Here is a 2,068-nt window from a genome sequence, read left to right as displayed (position 1 = left end):
GTGTGCACCTGACGGTGTTCCAGATCGACCAGATCAGGGATCAGTATTTGCAGGAGGCGCTCGCGGACTTCGATCCGGATCTCCTGGAGCAATAGCCCGGAGCGTCGGCGGAACACTCACCGCAATAACAACCGCATCGGAGCCTCCTGCAGGGAGGCTCGCGCGTCAGAAATTAAAGTATTCGTCAGCGCATCCCGTCTTGAACGCGCGTACGTGCAGTGCGAAAGTTTTTGCCATCGTAACGACGGAGCAATGCGATGGACGATACAACGGGAGAGGCCCTACCGACGGGCGCACGGCGCTCCCGGCAAGGCGAAGCATTCTGGCGCGAGATGGTCACGGCGCATGGCTCGAAGGCATTGAGATCCCGGCGCGCGAGTCGCATCGCGCCGTCGCGGTGACGCGCGTGAGGTGATGCTGCTCCCGCCTGCGCAGAGTCACCGCTACCGGCTCTTGTAAACGTAGCGCGAGTTGGGCATCATGATAGCCATGCTGCCCACCGCCATCACTGTCGCGGAACTGCCGGTCGAGCCCGATGCGCTGCAAGCCTTCGCGCTCGAACAGAACCGGCTGGCATGCGTGCTGTGGGAGCAACTGGAGACGCTGCAGCACCAGATTGCCCTGGCGAACCGCGCCCGATTCGGCGTCTGTTCCGAGCGGCTGGCGGGTCAGGCGGACTGTTCGATGCCACCACGGCGTTACCCGTTCCGCCCGAGCCCGCCGAGGCTCCGGTCGCGGGCCACACCCGCAAGGGGGCGTCCGGCCCTGCCGAAGGACCTGCCGCGCACGCACATTGAATACGATCTGAACGACGAACAGAAAGCCGCATTCGATTCGCTCGAGCGTATCGGCGAGGAGCGCAGCGAGACGCTGCACTACGAGCCGTCCAGGCTCACCGTCATTGAGCATATCCGCTTCAAATACGCGGCGAAGAAGGATGGCGAGCCGACCATCGTGATCGCAAACGCCCAGCCTTCACCGCTGCCGAAGAGCAACGCCAGCGCGAAGAGAACGGCATCTGGGTTGACCACCCGCCAGCGGTCGTGTTCGAGTTCGCTGAGTCGCGCTCCGGTTCGCATCCGCTGCGGTACCTGCAGAAGTACAAAGGCTATCTGTAGGCCGACGCGTACAGTGGACATGGCGCACTCTACGAAAACGGAGACATCGTCGAGGTCGGATGTTGGGCCCATTACCGTCGACACTTCTTCGAAATCGCGAAGGCGCAAAGCAAACCCGGACTTGCAGCGCACGCGCTGCAATGGATCGCCCGACTGTATGCGATCGAGTCGCGGATCAAAGACCACACACCTAACATCAAAGTGGCAAACCGAGGCGCTGCCGGTGCCGAGTTGTATCGCCTCTATCTCGCCATCGGCAAAATGCTGGACGACCCGCGACGTGTTCTCAAAGCACGTCAACGCCTGCATCTGGGAATGGAAGTCAGTTATATCGGGGGCATTCCGCTCGCACCACCTTCGCACGGAACGGTGGTGGAGCTGCGGCAAACCCAGGCGGTGATCCAGGACAACCAGAGCCGTCAGCGTGGTCGATACTCTATGCGGCGGTTATCCCTGGCACTGCGAGCGGCCCAACATACGCGCCTGCGCCGCCACCGCGAGCACAACGAGAGGAATTCTTCATTGGCGACACCGTTGGCTTCACCGACAAATATCTGAGCGAGAGAGTCGGCATCATCGTCCGGCTGAACGCGAAAACTGCGTCTCTCGCCGTTGATGATCCGGAAGGCCACTGGCGGGTCTCATACGCTCTGCTGCGAAAGAGTGTCGACATCTAACCGCGCGATACCGTCAACATGGGTTCCGCTGACGGATACCGTGGATCGAACGCACTGGAAGCCTATGAGAAACGCTTCCGGCCGTCTGACAGAGGCGTTTATGTCTGACGCACGAGCCTCCCTGCAGGAGGCTCCGATGCGGTTGTTATTGCGGTGAGCGTTCCGCCAACGCTGCAGGCTATTGCTCCAGGAGATCCGGATCGAAGTCCGCGCGCGCCTCCTGCAAATACTGATCCCTGATCTGGTCGATCTGGAACACCGTCAGGTGCACAT

Annotated in this window: 2 protein-coding genes; one reads left to right on the top strand and one right to left on the bottom strand. The window is 61.3% G+C overall.

Annotation, left to right across the window (positions count from 1 at the left end; genetic code table 11):
- Nucleotides 1-336: 336 nt before the first annotated feature.
- Nucleotides 337-909 (bottom strand): hypothetical protein, encoded by a 573-nt coding sequence (locus tag PQR42_RS45865; RefSeq protein ID WP_507028582.1) that lies wholly within the window; start codon nucleotides 907-909, stop codon nucleotides 337-339.
- Between PQR42_RS45865 and PQR42_RS45860 the strand changes: the two genes are divergently transcribed.
- Nucleotides 793-1,518, top strand: coding sequence for an IS66 family transposase zinc-finger binding domain-containing protein (locus PQR42_RS45860; protein ID WP_507028581.1), 726 nt, complete (start codon nucleotides 793-795; stop codon nucleotides 1,516-1,518). The genes PQR42_RS45865 and PQR42_RS45860 overlap by 117 nt on opposite strands.
- The last annotated feature ends 550 nt before the right edge of the window (nucleotides 1,519-2,068 follow it).

Source organism: Paraburkholderia sediminicola, assembly GCF_046027355.1.
GTDB classification, from domain to species: Bacteria; Pseudomonadota; Gammaproteobacteria; order Burkholderiales; family Burkholderiaceae; genus Paraburkholderia; species Paraburkholderia sediminicola_B.
The sequence above is the reverse complement of the archived record's forward strand: the minus strand, read 5'-3'. Positions and strand labels throughout refer to the sequence as shown.